Source organism: Sorangiineae bacterium MSr12523 (genome assembly GCA_037157775.1).
Classification (GTDB): Bacteria; Myxococcota_A; Polyangia; order Polyangiales; family Polyangiaceae; genus Pendulispora; species Pendulispora brunnea.
In genome coordinates, this window is the sequence record CP089982.1 from 10,987,442 (window position 1) to 11,002,617 (window position 15,176).

Consider the following 15,176-nt stretch of genomic DNA (forward strand, 5'->3'; position numbering starts at 1 on the left):
GCATGTCTCACGGACGAGCATAGGCGAGATCGAGCCACGTTCCTCCAGCGCGTCAATCGACCGATGCTGCTCGCACGCTTTGCCAGTGACGCAATGCTCTCTCGGCGTGCCGGCTGGAAGCCGGCGCACCGCCGGCAAGATGCCGGCGCTCCATCGATGCGCACGCGAATCGAGCGTTCCTGTACGCACGCTTTGCCAGCGGCGCAATGCTCTCTCGGCGTGCCGGCTGGAAGCCGGCGCACCGCCGGCAAGATGCCGGCGCTCCATCGATGCGCACGGGAATCGACGGCGATGACCTAGCTTTGGGAAACGAAAAAGGCCCCGCCTAGGGGCCTTTTCGTTGAACAGGGTGGAGGCGCCGGGAATCGACCGTTCCTGCACGGAGGCTTTGCGGAGTGCAGGAACGGCGATGACCTAGCTATGGGAAACGAAAAAGGCCCCGCCTAGGGGCCTTTTCGTTGAACAGGGTGGAGGCGCCGGGAATCGAACCCGGGTCCGAAAATGGCACGCGACACGCTTCTACGTACGTAGCCGACGTTTTAATTTGCTCCAGGAAACGCCCATCGGCAGGCTGCTCTTGGAGCTAGTCACCTGTTTGTTTTCGCCTTGGGCCCGGTAACCCGACACTTGGCTAGCCAGCTTGTTGACGCCCTTCCGAGGGCGCTGGCGGGCCCTTCGGTTGGACGGCTTCTACTGTTTTTTAGGCAGCGAGAGCGAGTGCGTTATCGTTCGCAACTAGACGTTCCGCGGATTTTTACGTGGATCAGCGGGCCACGGTACGCTGCAATGCCGTTGACATCTCCGTCGAAGCCGATCGCCCCCGAAATGAGGTACGTCGAGACCCGGCAAGATAAAGATGCACGCCGCCGCGTCAAGAGCCTCGTTCGCTGGGCGGCGTCCCCGCCATCGCCCGCCATCCGTCAATGCGGCGCGTGCAGGCCGACCACGTTGCCCTCGCTGTCGCTGAAAAGAGCGATGAAGCCGGGATCGCCGATGTTCGTCTTCGGCAGGAGCACGTGACCGCTCGCCCCCTCGATTCGCGCGAGCACCTCGTCCAAAACCCCCGTCGCATTCAAGTACACCAGCGACCCGTTCGGGCTCGGCGCCCGGTGGCGGCTCAGCGAAAGAGCCCCGCCGACCCCTGCCTGGTCTGATGGAAAAATCGCCAGCTCGAGATCCTCGGACCTTTCCCGCTTGAGCTCGATACGGAACACCGCCTCGTAGAACCGGACCGCTCTCTCCAGATCGTTCACCGGGATCTCGAACCAGTTGACTGCGTTTTTCATACTTCGGAGCCTGCGGTGTGCCGCCGACAGCCTTCTGTCAGCTTTTTACCCAGCTCACCCCCGCCCCCGACGTTGCCCAAGCGCACTCGAGTCTTCCCGGCGACCTGCGCTGTGCTCTACGCTTTCTCACCTTGGTTACAGCAGCAGCCCGACGACCCCGAGGTTACGCCGGCACCAATCATGAGACGATTGGGTCAGACATTCTCTCGGTGCTGCGAACTCTGTCCCTACCTGAGCAAGTCTTGGGCGACGACGAAGTGCGGCGCCTGGGCGACGTGAAGCCCGACGGGTGGTACCCCATCGGCTGGCTCCTCGACTTGATGGAAAAGCTCGACGAGCGGGTCGGCTACTACGGCCTCCTGCGCATGGGACGCATGGTCTTCAGCCTCTCGCACGAGGAGCGCGTGCTCGCCTCGGCGTCCTCTGCGCGCGACATCATTTACGGCATCGACGCCATGTACCATCACGCCAACCGCGGGAGCGGCATCGGCGGGTGGAAGGTCCTGCGCTTCGAGGCCGGCTACGCGGAGCTCGAGAAGAACACGCCGCATCATTGCGTCATGGAACAAGGCATTCTCAAAGCAGCATTGGCCGCCGTGGGTGCTCCTTCCCTCGTCTCGCAGCCAACCTGTTTTCGGCAGGGCGCGATGGTCTGCGTTTATACGATTACGTCGGTCATCGTCGACGAGCGCTGGTCCGGAAAAAGCTAAGCCCCGCTTCTGTGTCCCGGCGACCGCGCGGAACGTTCCCCGCGGGACACGAGCGCAGAACCCGCCAAGGCCGAAATACCGATTATCGATCGTGGCGCGGCGGCTGCACTCCACGAGCCCCCGGAGGTCGTCATGCGCTTTCTACGCTCCTTGGGTGCGTTCTTTCGCAAAATCGGAGTCCTGTCGCGCGCCGCGGCATGGGCAACGGTACTTGGTATTCTCGAAACCGTCGGAACCGAACGAGGGCGCCGCGTGCTCGCCGTTGCGGCATTCGTCCTGGGCGCGGGAGGCCTCATGCTCCTGCGGCCCGTGCGCTCGATTCCGCCGGGCGAAATCGGTGTTCGCGCCAACCGGCTCACCGGCGGCGTCTCTACGTTGCGCGAGGGCTGGGCCATCGACATTCCGCTTTTGCACGAATTACGGCTTTTCCCCCTTCGTGACCAGATTTATCGCTCCGAACGAAGCGCCCGCGCGGATGCCGAAGCCCCCTTCCAAACCGTGGAAGGCCTCTCGATTGGCGTCGAGGTCTCCGTGCGCTATGCGCTGGATCCCGCAAAGGTCGTCTCCGTCGCCGAGCGCCCCGCCGACGTTGGACGCGAGCTCGTCGAGCCCACCGTCGACGGCGTGCTGCATCGCACCTTCGCCAAGCACACGGTGCGCGACATCTTTTCCGAAAAGCGCGCCGACATTCAAAAGGAACTCGAGGATCAGCTCAAACCGCAATTGCTTCCCGATGGTATCCTTCTGCGTTCCGTCTTCATCGGGGCCGTGGACCTCCCCAAGGAATACCGCGCGGGACTGGAATCGATGCTCGCCGAGGAGCTCTCGTCCGAGAAAATGCGCTACACGCTGGAGCTCAAAGACAAGCAGGTGCGCGAGGCCGCGCTCGAGGCCGATGCCGACAAGGTGAAACGCGAAAAGGCGGCGGAGGCCGCCGGCCTGGAGGAAATCATCGCGGCCAAGTCGCGCGCCGAGGCGATGAAGCACGTGCTCCCCTTCAAGGAGAAGGAAATCGAGCAAAAGCGGCTCGAGGCGGAGGCCGCGAAGGTGGCCCGCGTGAAGCAGGCCGAGGGCGAGGCGGATGCACGCCGCATCGAGGCTGCGGGCGAGGCGGACTCGCGCCGCAAGCTCGCCGAGGCGGAGGCCTTTCGCATCGATGCCACGGGCAAAGCGCAATCGGCGCAGCTGGAACGCGATTCGGCGCTCATTGCGAAGAATCCGCTCTTGATCCAGAAGACGGTGGCCGACAAGCTCTCCGACAAAGTGCAGGTCATCATTGCACCGCCCCAGAGCGGCTTCTTCGCGGGCGGGCTTCTCGGGCAACCGCCACCTTCGTCGCAGGCGGCCGCCAAGGCCGCGAGCCCCGCCAGCGAAGGAAGGGAATAGCCCCATGCTGCTGCCGGCCCTCGCGCTCACCGTTGCCCTCGTCGTTCAGAACCAGGTGCCCTTGCGTGCGGCCTCGCACGGGACGGCCCCGCGCCAGACCACCCTCGCTTCGGGCGATTGGCTCGAGGTGCGCGGGGAACGGCAAGGCTATCTCCAGGTGTACGATCATCGCCGCGAGCGCGCGGGCTACGTGCATCCCTCGATGGTGCGCAGCTACGCCGTCGACGAAAGCTCCGCCCCGAAGCTCGCCACGCTCGTCGATTTTTTCCGCGACGCCCCCGGGCAGGAGTCGCTCGGAATCGGCTACGTTGCCCTGTACTTGCGCGCGGCGCCGGCGGCCCAAGTCGGTGCCGACACCTTCGACGCACTGGGAACGATGGCCGAGCGGCTCGGTGTGCGCGCCTCGGCGCGCGTCGTCAAAACAGGGGACGCGGTGCTGGCCGCGCAGCTCGAAGCCGCGGAGAGCTACGGCGTGCACTTCGTCCGATTCGAGCGCGAGGGGCAGACACGCGTTTGCTACGACGGCGAAGCCTACCGGCGCGTGCTCGCTCTTGGTGGAAGCGGGCGGGCACGCGTCCGTGCGGCGCTGGGATTGACCGATCCCGAATGTGTGGATCCTTCCCTCGGTGCCAGCGCCGCGTTGACCCTGGCGAAATGGCGCTCGGGCGTTCTCGACACGGTGGATCCGACGAAGCTCGATGCGGGTGTCCCGGCGCACGAGCGCACCCGGCTACGACTGCGGCGCGCGGCGGTGCAAGCGGAGCTCGCGTATTCGGCGGCGCGCACCGGCGATCGCGCGCTTGCGAAGCAGGCCAGCGATGCCGCGAAGCGCGAGTTTCTCACCGCCGATCGCGCCGCCCTGGCCGACGAGGATCTCCTCGCCTACGACGAGGCCGCACTGCGGGTGGCCACGGTGCGCTGGGCCGAAGAGTCGACCCCCGCGGTCAAAGGCGTGAGCGTGGAGCTCGCGGAGGGTGAGCCCGGGCAAACCTGTGTGCGCGTGAAAAAGCCGCCGCAGAAAGAAGCCTTCCAGCATTGCACCTATGGAGTGGTATGGCCCTCGTCGATCCGCGTGTCCCCGCACGAAACGGCCGTCGCCCTGACCGTGCAGCCGCTTCCGGGCTGGAGCGAGTTGCTCGTGATTCATTCGTCTCCGGGCTCGCAGGCCTGGATCGCCGACACCGTCACGCCGGCCACCGTCGATCCCGAGCTGGGGTACGTCGAGCTTGCAGGCTTCTCGGCCGATGGCTCGCGCCTTCTTCTCGTGCGTGAGTCACGCGTGAGCGGGCCTGTCGGCTCGCCGCGAACCACGCCACCGCGCATTCAGAAAACCTTCCAGGTCGTGGCAACGGACAGTCTCCGCATCGAAAAGCAAGCCTCGAGCCTCACCAATTTTTCCACGTTCCAGAAATGGAAGACCGCCGACTGGCAACAGGGCACATTGGCGCTGCGATGATGTGGCGCATCGCACGATGACGACGTAATCTTACACTTCGCGATATTTTCGTGACCCTAACGACGAAAACGACTTTTGCGGGGTGCTTTCATGAAGAGGGGATCAACGTGGCTTATCGGCTTTCTTGCGGCTTCTGCGGCCACGCTTGTGCTCGGTCCGGGCTGCGGTAGCGACAACGAATCGGGTTTTGACGACCGAACCCAAGACGGCGGATTGGGAGACGAGAACCACGGCGGCAGCTTCGGCGAGGGCGGCGTGGGATCGGACGCGCGACCGTGCACGGGATTGTGCCAGCAGCAGGTGCAATGCCCGAACGGGGGCGACACCACCGTGAGCGGCGTCGTCTACGATCCCGCCGGCAAGGTTCCTCTCTACAACGTCGTCGTGTACGTGCCCAACGCGCCCGTGGAGCCGATCCAATCCGGAGCCTCGTGCGACCGATGCGATGGAAAGCTCTACTCGGGCAACCCGCTCACGGGCGTGCAGACCAATGCCAAGGGTGAATTCAAGATTCCCCACATGCCCGTGGGAAAGGACATCCCGCTGGTGATCCAGCTCGGAAAGTGGCGCCGCGAGATCAAGATTCCGCAGGTCTCGGCCTGCACGAACACCGCCCTCGCCGACAAGAATCAAACGCGCCTGCCTCGCACCCGGGCGGAGGGAAACATCCCGCTCATGGCCATCACCACGGGCGGGGCCGACTCCATGGAGTGCCTGCCGCTGCGCATGGGGATCGACATCAGCGAGTTTACCAGCAAGGGAGGCGAGGGCCGCGTCCACCTCTACAAAGGCGAGGACCTGCTCGAGGAAGAGGATCCGGACGAGCGCGCCTATTCCACCTCGGGGTTCCGCGCGGGCTTCGGCGACGGCAAGGCTTTCCCGAAGTCCACCGAGCTATGGAACACGGTGGACCAGCTCAAGAAATACGACATGGTGATCCTTTCGTGCGAGGGCGGCCGAAATCCGAAGAGCAAGCCACCGGCCGCGCGCCAAGCGCTCTACGATTACGAGTCGATGGGCGGGCGCGTGTTCGCCTCGCATTGGCACGAGTACTTCTTCAGCGAAGGTCCCGCCGCCGTCAAGTCGACGGGTGGATGGAATCCCGAGGCGCCGGAGGTGGAAGGCAAGACGCACATGTCCACGATCCGCACCGACTTCCCCAAAGGTGCCGCCTTCGCCGATTGGCTTCAAAACGTGAAGGCCACGACGACGAAAGGGCAACTCGCCATCAAGGACGCGCGCGCGGTCCTCAGCTCGGTCAAGGCGGACCTGGCTACGAAGTGGAGCGAGGTGCCCCACTACCCCGACGCCGCCAAGGCGAGCGATCCCGCGGCAGTCCAGCTCATGTCCTACAACGCCCCAATCGGCGCCAAGGACGATAAAATCTGCGGCCGCGCGGTCTTCACCGACATGCACGTCTCGTCCGGCGCCACGCAAGACATCGCCGGCAAACAGGGCACGCTGTTCCCAGCGGGCTGCCAAGGCTTCAACACCGCGGGCGGCTTCACCAGCGTCGATCTGTCCCCGCAGGAAAAGGCCCTCGAGTTCATGCTCTTCGACCTAGCGTCCTGCGTCTCCAACGACAACGAACCTCCCCCGCCCATCATCGTGCACTGAGCAGAAGCGCGGAGTTATCGCCGCGGAGATGAACGAAACGAAGGCAGCGACATGGTCGAAGGAACGGGTATGAAATCCACTCGCGTTCTTGGTCTCGTGCTGCTGCCAGCTCTAGCGGCGTGTGGCTCCTCTCCGCCTCCGGCAACCGCCCCGAGCTCGAAGGCGGCGCCCCAGATCACGGCCGCGCCGCCTGTCGCCAAGTCCGACGCAAAGGTCGTCCGTCGAAGCGATACGGTGCTCTCCCGCAAGGCGGGCGGCAGCGTCGTCACGTCCCACCCCGATGGGAGCGCGGAATTTTCGTACCAGTACATCAACAATGGGCGCGGGCCCAAGGTCGACGGCCGCTGGAGAACCGCGCCCGATGGCACCCTGGCCTTCTTCGCGGCCAAGGGCACGCATGTGCGAGCTACCCCCATCGACGAATCCTTTTCCATCGACACCACCGGAGGAAAGACGCGCGCCCGATGGAAGAGCGCCGAAGAACAGGGCGAAAAGGAACTCACCGGTCCCGCCTTCTACATCCCGGTCGCTCCCCTGCCCGAGATCACGGAAATCCTCTTTGCCGCCCTGCAGAAACACGGCGGCAAGATTGCGTTGCTGCCCGATGGCGAGGCACGGCTCGAGCGCTTTGGAGAGGCCACGGTGCGCGCGAGCGGTCAAGAAAAGCATCTCGTGGCGTGGGGAATCACCGGTCTCGATCTTCTTCCGCAGTACTTCTGGGCGGAGGACGACGGCAGCTTCTTCGGGTTCGCCGGCACGTGGTGGTGGCACTTTCCCGAGGGCTGGGAGGGCGCAAACGACACGCTGGTCGCGGCGGAAAAGGCCTTCGATGCCAAGCGAGAGCGCGATCAGTTCGCACGCTTCGCGCACCGGGCACCGGCCGAGGGGATGGTGTTCCAGCACGCGAGGGTCCTGGACGTCGCGAAGAAGCGTTGGCTGCCGGATCATTCGGTGACGGTGGTCGGCGGTAAAATCGTGGGGGTTGGACCGTCGAAGGGCGCGAAGGTCCCCAAAGGGGCGGAGGTGGTCGACCTCAGCGGGAAGGCACTCGCCCCGGGCCTGTGGGAAATGCACGCCCATCTGACCCGTGAAGAAGGGATGCTCGACATCGCCGCGGGGGTCACGACCTCGAGAGATCTCGGCAACGATCCCGACTTCGTCGATGAATTGAAGAAGCACTTCGACGAGGGCGCCGCCGTGGGCCCGCACGTGCTGCGTTCAGGCTTCATCGAAGGCCGCGGCGCGGGCGCTGCCGGTTCGAAGATCACGGCCACGACGGAGGAGGAAGCCAAGGCCGCCGTCGATTTCTACGCCAAGCGCGGGTGGGAAGGCATCAAGATCTACAATTCGATCAAGCCCGAACTGGTGCCGATCCTCGCGCGGCTGGCCCACGAAAAGAAGATGCGCGTGAGCGGACACATTCCGGCGTTCATGCGCGCCGAGGAGGCCGTGCGCGCGGGGTACGACGAGATTCAGCACATGAACATGCTGTTTCTGAACTTCTTCGTCGAGAAGGACACGGACACGCGAAGCCTGCTGCGATTCACATTGGTGGCCGACAAAGCGCCTTCGTTCGATATCGCTTCGAAACCGGCCCAAGACTTCATCAAATTGCTGCGCGAGCGAAAGACGGTGGTCGATCCCACGCTCGACGTGTTCGAAAAACAGTTCCTCGCGCGCCAGGGACGAGTTCTGCCCAGCTACAAATCACTCGTCGACCGACTGCCGTTGCAGGTTCAGCGAGGATACCTCACCGGTGGACTGAAGGTTCCGGAAGGCAAAGACGAACATTACGCGCAAGCATTCGGCAAGATGCTTCAGATGCTCAAGGCGCTGCACGACGCCGGCGTCACCATCGTGGCCGGCACCGACGAGGGGGGCGGGCTCCATCTGCACCACGAGCTCGCGCTCTACGTTCAATCCGGCATTCCGACGGGTGACGTCCTTCAATTGGCCACTTTGGGCTCGGCGCGGGTGATGGGGCGCGACAAGACGTCGGGATCCATCGCCGTGGGCAAGGACGCGGATTTCTTCGTGGTCGATGGTGACCCGCTGGAGCACATCGAAGACCTTCGCAAGATCACCACCACCGTGCGCGGAGGCGTCGTGTTCGCCGCGGGCGACCTTCACGAGGCCATGGGTGTGAAACGTTGATTCCCACGCGCAAGATGTGCGCGTCGCAGAAGTGAAAGCCGCGATTTCACTTCTTCAAGGATTTGAGCCGGGCTCGATCAGAAATCGCCGAGAAAATCGAGGGTGGGCTGCTGGCACAACCCTCGCAATCTCTTCCTATGACACCGCGTTGATGGCTCTCCCCCCCCGGGCCTTGCGCGGTGTCTTTCTTTTGTGCGTCCGCGATCAGGCCTTCACCCGTGAAGCGCGCGGCGGATTTCGTCGGGGAGGTGGACGGCGGCGATGCCGAGGACGTCGACCATGAGGCGCAGGCGGGTGCGTTCTTCGTTGGTGATGATGCCGTCGGCGGCAAAGCCGGCGAATTGTTCTTGCAGGAAATGAAGGAGCAGGCCGTCGACTTGGGAGGCGGCGAGACCGCCGGTGGCGACCTCCGTCCATAAGGCGACACGCTCGTCGTCCGTGATGATGCCGTCCTCGAAGATCTGCGAGAGCATGTGCATGAAGCGGGCTTCGATGGGCGAGATGTCGCTCGCGGTCGCATCCATGGTGGGGAACCTTCCTTTGGTCTGAGTCACCCTTCGACCACGGATGATGGCGCGTTGCGCACAAAAAGCCGAGCGCCGATGATTCCCGAGGGTGGACGTCAACCGTGGGCGTGGGAGGGCGGAACCTCGTCGCGGCCCAGCGAAACGAGCTCGCACTCTTCCCAGCGGGAGAGCGCGAATCGGAGGGCGCGCAGATCCGCCCCGTCGGTCGTGAGCACTTCGCGGGCGGCTTCCGCCAGCCGCCGCGCGACGGCTTCTTTTCGATCCGTCATATCCTTCATTTCGGCCCACCCTGCAGCGAAGTTGTCGCTTGCGCACTCAACGCGCGCATCGCCGCATCGAGTTGCGCATCGCGGCCTGCCGCGTAGCGGATATCGAATGGAACCTCGACGTCGGGCGCGACGCCGCGTCCTTCCAGGACCTCACCGTCGACCTGCACCGAGGCTGTGGCCAGGTAGAGCAGCGCCCCATCGGGCATGCAGTGCGCGCTTCCTGCCACCATGGCGCCCGCCGTCCGCTCGCCCACGAGCTTTGCCAGCGCGTGCTTCTTGATGCCATAGGCCATCGTTTCTTTGCCGCTGCGGCTTCCCCCGTTGATGAGAACGACCGCGGGCACGCGGATTTTCGCGTCGACACGAAATTCCTGCCCCTCGCGGTTGCGCGAGACGAGAACCGGCACGTCCTTGTGAAAGATATCCATGTAGTCCGGCGCGGCCCCGCCCCACCCATCGCGGATATCCAAGATGTAACCCGACGGCTTCTCCTTATTGAGCCTCGCAATGGCCGATTCGAGCTCCTGCTGCATCGTGTCGCCCGTCCAGGACCACACGTGCACGTACGCCAGGCGCGCGCCGTTGCCCTCCACGATGCGTGCACTCGCGCGCATCGCCTCTTGAAGCGACTTCGCCGGCTGCGACGTCCGCGGCACGACGCGCACCTTGGCCAGTGCACCGCCCCGCGTGCGCCGGTACGTGAGCTCCACGGTTTGGTCCTGCCGCCGTGCAAACGCCGCCACCGGCTCGAACGGCTTCGCGTCGGCCTCCACGACTTCATCGCCGAGCAGAAGCCCTGCCTTCGCGGCAGGCCCGCCCTCGAAGACGCCGCCCACGAACCAGCGCCCCTCGATGCGTTTCCAGGCGACGCCGATGTCCTGCCATGCGATGGGCAACGACGGCAGCCGCTTTTCCTTCTCCGGGCATTGCGCGGGAACCTCTGCGAAAATCTCCTCGAAGATCGAGGCGAGCTCCCAGTACTTCGGCTCCGTGCGCGGCAAGTACTCGGTGTGCGACGTGTGCAGACCCGCAAGGAGATCCTGCAGCACGGAAACCCGCTCCTCCGGCGTGCGCACCTTGCCCAGTTTGGAGCGCGCCGCGGCCACCAGCTTGGGCCACTGCACCTTCTCGAGGACGGCCTCCGAGTAGAACTTCTTTCGAACGAGCGCGTCCATCTCGTCGAGCGTTGGGTCGGAGACCACCGCCGGCCCGCCGAGCGCCGGCCCGCCCCCCGGACTCGGCGCTCCACACGTCGTCAGCGCGAGCGCGAACGCAGCCACCCACGTCGTCTTCATGCGCTGATTTACATCACGAAACTCTAGAATTCGTGAATACCGCCCGGCACCTTGTTGCGACCTTCCTGCACGCGGCGGTTCCACGTGTCGCCCTTCAGGGCCGAGGCCGACGTTTGCTCCATGGTGATGCACTCCGGCACGGGGCAGACCAAGGCGCACAGGTTGCAGCCGACGCACTCCGGCTCGTCGACCCAGGGAACGCGAGTGCCCGCGACCGCGCCGATGACCTGCGGCTGCGGCGCCTTCGCCATCACGTGCGGGGCGTGGGCGTGCGGCGGGCGCTTTCGATCTTCGGTCCCCGTGAAGATGCACTGGTGCGCGCCGTCGTGGCATGCCGAGACGCAGAGCTGGCAGCCGATGCACTTGTTCGAATCGATCCGCGCCACGAGTTGGTAGCCGAGGTCGAGCTCTCCCCACTCGCGGAATTGGCGCACGGCGCGACCGCGAAGGTCGTTCACGCTCTTCATGCCGCGCTCGTCGAGGTAGTTGCTCAGGCCATCGATCATGTCTTCGACGATGCGGAAGCCGTAGTGCATCACCGCCGTGCAGACTTGCACGCTGGTGCAGCCGAGGGCGATGAACTCCGCGGCGTCGCGCCAGTTGGAGATGCCACCGATGCCGCTCAAGGGAATGCCGATGCGCGGATCGCGCGCCAGCGAGGCCACCATGTGCAGCGCAATCGGCTTCACCGCGGGGCCGCAATAGCCGCCGTTGGTCGAGTCCATGCCGACGCGCGGCTCGGGCACCATGCGATCCAGATCGACCGAGATGATGCTCTTGAACGTGTTGACCAGCGACAGACCGTCGGCGCCTCCGCGCACGCCCGCGCGCCCCGGTTCGAGGATGTCGCCCACGTTCGGCGTGAGCTTCACCAGCACGGGCGTCTTGGCGAACTCCTTCGCCCACGAGGTGATCTCCTCGAGCAACCGCGGCTCCTGCCCGACGGACGAGCCCATGCCGCGTTCGCACATGCCGTGCGGACAACCGAAGTTCAGCTCGAGGCCGTCCGCGCCCGCGTCCTCGCAGCGGCGGATGAGAACGCGCCAGTCGTCGCGCGTCTCCGTCATCACCGAGACGACGACGGCGTGCTTCGGGTAGCGCTTTTTGACCTCGCGCACCTCGCGCAGGTTGTCCTCGAGCGGGCGATCCGAGATGAGCTCGATGTTGGTGAAGCCCATCACTTTTTGCCCGCCGTAATCGAGCGCGCCGAAGCGGCTGGACACGTTCACGATGGGATCTCCCAGTGTCTTCCAGACCGCGCCGCCCCACCCTGCATCGAAGGCGCGCATGATCTGTTCGCCGCTGTTCGCCGGCGGTGCCGACGCAAGCCAGAACGGGTTCGGGCTCTTGATGCCCGCGAAGTCGATGCTCAAATCAGCCATGGCTTGCTACGAGCTCCACAATTGGTCGAGGTAGCGCGCGGTGTTTCGACCGTCGGCCACCGCATTGACGACTTCTTTGCCGCCGTTGATGCAGTCGCCGCCGCTGAACACCTTCGCATGGCCGGTGGCCCCGTTCGTCGGGTCGGCCACGATGCACCCTTTGGCATCGAGCGCGACGCCGGGGAACTCCGAGGCAATGGCGTGCATTTTCGACTGCCCAATGGCCAACGCGACCATGTCGCAGGCAAGCACGGTTTCCGCGGACCCATTCGCGGCAAGCCGCACTTTCAATCCGGTGAGCCGCCCCGACGCATCGCGCTCGAACGCGACCGGCGTCGCATTCGTGACGAGGCGCACGCCTTCCTTGCGCGCCCCCTCGAGCTCGTGCGCGTAGCCGCTCATCGAGGCGACGTCGCGCCGGTACACCATGGAAACCTCGGCCGCGCCGAGCAATGCGCACTCACGCGCCACGTCCAACGCGGTGTTTCCGCCGCCGATGACCAACACGCGCCCAAGCTTCGTCGCGCCGACGGCGGCGAGCTTCATCGCCTCGATCCATGCGGTAGCGCCGAACACACCCGGCCCGTCCTCGCCCGGAATGCGCAGCTTGGTGTCCTCCCCCAGGCCGACGCCGATGTAGACCGCATCGAAGTCTTTCAGCAGATCCTCACCGCGGACGTCTTTGCCGACTTCCACGCCGGTGCGCACCTCGACCCCCAGCTGCTCGAGCCATTCGACCTCGTGCAGCGAGTCCTCCGCGTGAAGCTTGTACGGCGCGATGCCCGTCGTATTGAGCCCGCCCGCGAACGCGCGCTTTTCGAAGATCACCGCCTGGTGCCCTTCCAACGCGAGGTACCCTGCGCAGGAAAGCGACGCGGGCCCCGCGCCAATGAGCGCCACCTTGCGCCCCGAACGAGGCTTCGGCGAGAACAGCGGCGGCTTCCCTACGGCCGTGGCCATCTCCGTCGCATAACGCTGCAAACGGCCAATGGCGATCGGCTCGCGGTGCCATGCATTGTATACGCATGAGCCAACGCACAACACTTCCACCGGGCATACGCGCGAGCACGAATATCCAAGCAGGTTTTGCTCGAATATCGTCTTGGCGCTTCCCCGGACGTTGTCGCTCGCGATCTTCTTGATGAAGGTCGGGATGTCGATCTCGGTGGGACACGCTTTGATGCATGGCGCATCTTGGCAATAGAGACACCGGTCCGCTTCAGCTTTGGCCTCGGCGGGCGTCAGCGTGGGCTTTTTGTCGAGCAATTCGAGCTCGACTCGGTTCTTGGGAAGCTTGGGAACCCTCGCCCCCTCTTTCGCCGGACCCCCATTCGAATTTTCCACGGCGGCGACGGTGGAATGATTCACTTCTTCGAAAACGGAATTCACGTATTTCTACTCCGTCCAAAAGAGAGACTCTCTCACCGTCGCAACGAATCGGTCAAGCCGCTGTCGTCAAAGGTTCTTTCGACAGTCGGGCGGATCGGCCAGGCCTTGGTTCGCAGCACTCAGGTACTGCTTTTTCAAGAATGTCTTGTCGCCCACGGGCACGGTGGCGGGTATGTCCTCGGACGTCGGGTCGTCGGGATTCCTCTTTTCGATGGCCCCCTCGGGGAACCAGCACATTTTCAAGAGCTCGTCCTCGGAGATGACTTCGCCGTCCCCGACAGGCTCGCGCTGGGCACCGGAGATGTTGTAAGGACCGCGAAGCGGCGCCTCCGGGTCTTTTGCAAAGTCGGACATCATGTTGGCAATTTCGAGCCGAATGTTCGTGTCCGTCAGGTTCTGATCCGAAGGCGTGAATCCCACCGGGCTCTGGGTCTTGTCCGCCGCCATGCCGCGGTGCACGTAGCTCGGGGTCCACGTCTTGCGGTGAATCTGGTCCAGTTGGTCGATGTAGATCGGTGCCCAATTGAGCCAGGCCACGCCGAGACACGAGTCTTTGTATTTCTCGCAGGAGGCGGGGTTGTTGGTCTCGATGGACCACACGTCCTTGTTCTGCTCGCGCCTTTGCTTCACCACATCGTACGGTCGCTCGTTGTCGATGTTGCCGATCACGACGTCGGCGCCGGCGTCGAGGGCTTGCTCGGTCAACAAGATCTCACGGTACTTCGGTGGATTGATGCTCGGGTCGAACCAGAAACCGACCCAGCGAATGTCGACTTTGATGTTGGGGTTGGCCCTGCGCGCGCCGCGAATGAATCCATTGGCACGCACCACACCCTGCGGGGAGACGTATCCGCCAATCCAGGCAATGCGGTTCGTCTTGGACTTCTTCGCCGCGACGTAGCCTGCGATGTACCACGATTGTTGCAGCTTGACCCAATACGACCCCAGGTTGGGCGGGGACACGGTTCGATTGTAAAGCTGCAAAAATGTCACTCCGGGGAACTCTTGGGCCAACTTCCCCATGGGGGCGGTGCCACCCTGCGACGTCTGCAAGATGACATTGGCCCCCTTCGCGATCATTTCGCGCGCGGTCCGGTTGACGTCATCGTCGGTGATGACGTTCAGCGCGAAGTCCGTCGTCAGGTAGGGAAGTGCATCCTGCGCGGCTTTGCGTCCCTGGTCTTGCATGTAGCTCCAACCCTGATCCTCCAAAACGCCGACGTACATGAAACCGGCGTGGAGTGGGGAGGCGCAATAACCCGTTTTCTGGACGCACTTCGTGGGCGAGGGACAATCCGCGTCGCCCGTGCATTTCGCGGTGCAGAGATTTTGCTCGCACACGCCGGCGTGGCAGTCGCCGTTCGAGGTGCAGGTACTCCCAAACCCCTTTCCTTCGATTTCTTTCTCGACGACGAGCGAGCACCCTCCGGCATTCAGCATGGTGCTGCCGAGAAGGATCACGAGGCCCGCCCTCGCAACGTGCCAACCTACCCTCATTGTCCGGTACCCCTTCCTTTGGATAAGCCAACCAAAGATGAGGCAATTGTTCCACGGACCCCTTCAGGTGTCATCACTGCTGTGGCGTCCCCACCCCTCGGTCCGGCCTTCGAAGATCGATGTGAAATTACCACCCCAACCGCCTGGGCTTGGACATAAGCTCACCCCCGCATGAAGGACTTGAGTCAAATGACGCACGTTCCGATGG

The 15,176-nt window shown here is 64.2% G+C and carries 12 protein-coding genes and 1 other RNA gene; 5 read left to right on the top strand and 8 right to left on the bottom strand.

The annotated features are described in order from the left end of the window. Positions 1 to 465 precede the first annotated feature (465 nt). Positions 466 to 822: a transfer-messenger RNA gene (gene ssrA / locus LZC95_43355) on the bottom strand. A 98-nt stretch (positions 823 to 920) separates the two neighbouring features. Then, the gene (locus LZC95_43360; GenBank protein WXA93279.1) at positions 921 to 1,286 is read right to left on the bottom strand and encodes a VOC family protein; all 366 of its coding nucleotides are present in this window, start codon (positions 1,284 to 1,286) and stop codon (positions 921 to 923) included. A 242-nt stretch (positions 1,287 to 1,528) separates the two neighbouring features. Between LZC95_43360 and LZC95_43365 the strand changes: the two genes are divergently transcribed. From LZC95_43365 to LZC95_43385, 5 genes are all read left to right on the top strand, one after another. Next, positions 1,529 to 1,996 (top strand): hypothetical protein, encoded by a 468-nt coding sequence (locus LZC95_43365; GenBank protein WXA93280.1) that lies wholly within the window; start codon positions 1,529 to 1,531, stop codon positions 1,994 to 1,996. Positions 1,997 to 2,128: 132 nt separating this feature from the next. After that, positions 2,129 to 3,382: a prohibitin family protein gene (locus LZC95_43370; protein ID WXA93281.1), complete on the top strand. Its 1,254-nt coding sequence runs from the start codon at positions 2,129 to 2,131 to the stop codon at positions 3,380 to 3,382. Positions 3,383 to 3,386: 4 nt separating this feature from the next. After that, on the top strand, positions 3,387 to 4,838 hold the full coding sequence (locus LZC95_43375; GenBank protein ID WXA93282.1) for a hypothetical protein: 1,452 nt from the start codon (positions 3,387 to 3,389) through the stop codon (positions 4,836 to 4,838). A 90-nt stretch (positions 4,839 to 4,928) separates the two neighbouring features. Further along, positions 4,929 to 6,455, top strand: a complete 1,527-nt coding sequence (locus tag LZC95_43380; protein ID WXA93283.1) for a carboxypeptidase-like regulatory domain-containing protein — start codon at positions 4,929 to 4,931, stop codon at positions 6,453 to 6,455. A gap of 69 nt (positions 6,456 to 6,524) precedes the next feature. Continuing rightward, a complete protein-coding gene (locus tag LZC95_43385; GenBank protein WXA93284.1) occupies positions 6,525 to 8,609 on the top strand; it encodes an amidohydrolase family protein in 2,085 nt (694 codons plus the stop codon). A 212-nt stretch (positions 8,610 to 8,821) separates the two neighbouring features. Here the strand turns inward: LZC95_43385 and LZC95_43390 are convergent, their stop codons facing one another. The 6 genes from LZC95_43390 to LZC95_43415 form a co-directional block, all read right to left on the bottom strand. Further along, positions 8,822 to 9,133: a hypothetical protein gene (locus LZC95_43390; GenBank protein WXA93285.1), complete on the bottom strand. Its 312-nt coding sequence runs from the start codon at positions 9,131 to 9,133 to the stop codon at positions 8,822 to 8,824. A 98-nt stretch (positions 9,134 to 9,231) separates the two neighbouring features. Beyond that, positions 9,232 to 9,414 (bottom strand): hypothetical protein, encoded by a 183-nt coding sequence (locus LZC95_43395; GenBank protein WXA93286.1) that lies wholly within the window; start codon positions 9,412 to 9,414, stop codon positions 9,232 to 9,234. Next, positions 9,411 to 10,700, bottom strand: a complete 1,290-nt coding sequence (locus LZC95_43400) for a S41 family peptidase (protein ID WXA93287.1) — start codon at positions 10,698 to 10,700, stop codon at positions 9,411 to 9,413. Before LZC95_43400 ends, LZC95_43395 begins: the two co-directional genes overlap by 4 nt. Before the next feature lie 23 nt (positions 10,701 to 10,723). Further along, positions 10,724 to 12,082, bottom strand: coding sequence for an NAD-dependent dihydropyrimidine dehydrogenase subunit PreA (gene preA / locus LZC95_43405; GenBank protein ID WXA93288.1), 1,359 nt, complete (start codon positions 12,080 to 12,082; stop codon positions 10,724 to 10,726). A gap of 6 nt (positions 12,083 to 12,088) precedes the next feature. Next, complete coding sequence (locus LZC95_43410; GenBank protein ID WXA93289.1) at positions 12,089 to 13,471, bottom strand: FAD-dependent oxidoreductase; 1,383 nt, start codon at positions 13,469 to 13,471, stop codon at positions 12,089 to 12,091. A 66-nt stretch (positions 13,472 to 13,537) separates the two neighbouring features. Beyond that, positions 13,538 to 14,968, bottom strand: a complete 1,431-nt coding sequence (locus LZC95_43415; protein ID WXA93290.1) for a BMP family ABC transporter substrate-binding protein — start codon at positions 14,966 to 14,968, stop codon at positions 13,538 to 13,540. Positions 14,969 to 15,176: the final 208 nt, after the last annotated feature.